Genomic DNA, 1102 nt, shown 5'->3' with positions numbered 1-1102 from the left:
CGGCGCCGCCCCGGCCCCGCGGCGGGTGCTCCCCCGGCGCGGCGCGCGGCCCGGCCGCCATCGCCCTGACGACCCGCGGATGCTCGCCGATGGCCAGATAGTCGCCGCAGGTCAGCACGATGCTGCGCGCGCTCCGCCGGGCCCGGCCGACGGCCGCGAGCCGGCGCACCCGGCGGCCGTCCACGGTTCCGCGCAGATGCCTGATGCGCTCGCCCAGTCGCTGGTGGGCGCTGGTCATGGTCGTCACTCTCCCCGGGTCCGCGGGACGGCCACACAACGTAGTGCTCTCTAATCATAGGGTGAAAAGAATCTATTGCGTGGACCAATGCACGGCCCGCCGGCAAGGAGATCTGAGTGGAACAGATCATTCCGTTCTGGTATACTCGTCCTCATGAACGAGATCACCGTCTCCGGCTGGACCGTCCTCGACACCGCCCACGAGGCCCTCCGCTCCACCGTCCGCGGCATCACCGCCGCCGACCTGGACCGCCCCACCCCCTGCTCCGAGTGGACGGTCGCCCAGGTCCTCCAGCACGCGGCCGGGGACCAGCTCGCGTTCGCCGCCTCCCTCACCGGCGGCCCCGGGCCCGACTTCAACCCGTTCGCCCCGTCCGGCAGCCTCGACGCCGAGCCGCTCGCCCTGCTGGAGCCCGCCCTCACCGCCAGCGCCGCCGCATGGGCCACCGTGGACCGCGACGCCGCAGAGGCGCCGGTCCCGGTCCCGCCCGGCTCGCTCGCCCCGTGGCTGGGCGCCGGCGCCGCCGCCCTCGACGCCGCCGTGCACGCCTGGGACATCGCCCTCGCGACCGGCCAGGAGTCGCCGCTCACCGCCGGCCTCGCGCGGGACCTGCACAAGGTCGCCACCGAGATCGTCGAGCCGCTGCGCCAGTTCGGCGCGTACGCGGCCCCGATCGACGCGCCCGGCGACGAGATCGCCGACCTGCTGCACTACCTCGGCCGCGAGCCCGCCTGGACGGCCTGACCCGCCGTGGCGCCGCCCGCCCCGCCCCCCCCCCCCGCGGCCCGGGCCGCCCCCGCGACCGCACAACGAGAGGGGATCCGTTGAACGCCCCGGACTGGGCGACCGGCATCGACCCGAACC

2 protein-coding genes are annotated in these 1102 nt (G+C 75.6%); one reads left to right on the top strand and one right to left on the bottom strand.

What is annotated here, in order from left to right; all coding sequences use genetic code 11:
• The coding region (locus ABZ914_RS51710) for a hypothetical protein (RefSeq protein WP_500201861.1) at positions 1 to 238 on the bottom strand (238 nt) is incomplete at its 3' end.
• Positions 239 to 391: 153 nt separating this feature from the next.
• Between ABZ914_RS51710 and ABZ914_RS51705 the strand changes: the two genes are divergently transcribed.
• Entirely contained in the window at positions 392 to 982 is a 591-nt protein-coding gene (locus tag ABZ914_RS51705) for a TIGR03086 family metal-binding protein (RefSeq protein ID WP_500201860.1), read from the top strand.
• The last annotated feature ends 120 nt before the right edge of the window (positions 983 to 1102 follow it).

This window comes from Spirillospora sp. NPDC046719 (genome assembly GCF_040645715.1).
GTDB lineage: Bacteria > Actinomycetota > Actinomycetes > Streptosporangiales > Streptosporangiaceae > Spirillospora.
This window is presented reverse-complemented; position numbering and strand designations above follow the sequence as displayed.

Coding starts and splice junctions, on each gene's coding strand:
- ABZ914_RS51705 (WP_500201860.1), top strand. CDS start 392: ATGAACGAGATCACCGTCTCCGGCTGGACCGTCCTCGACACCGCCCAC.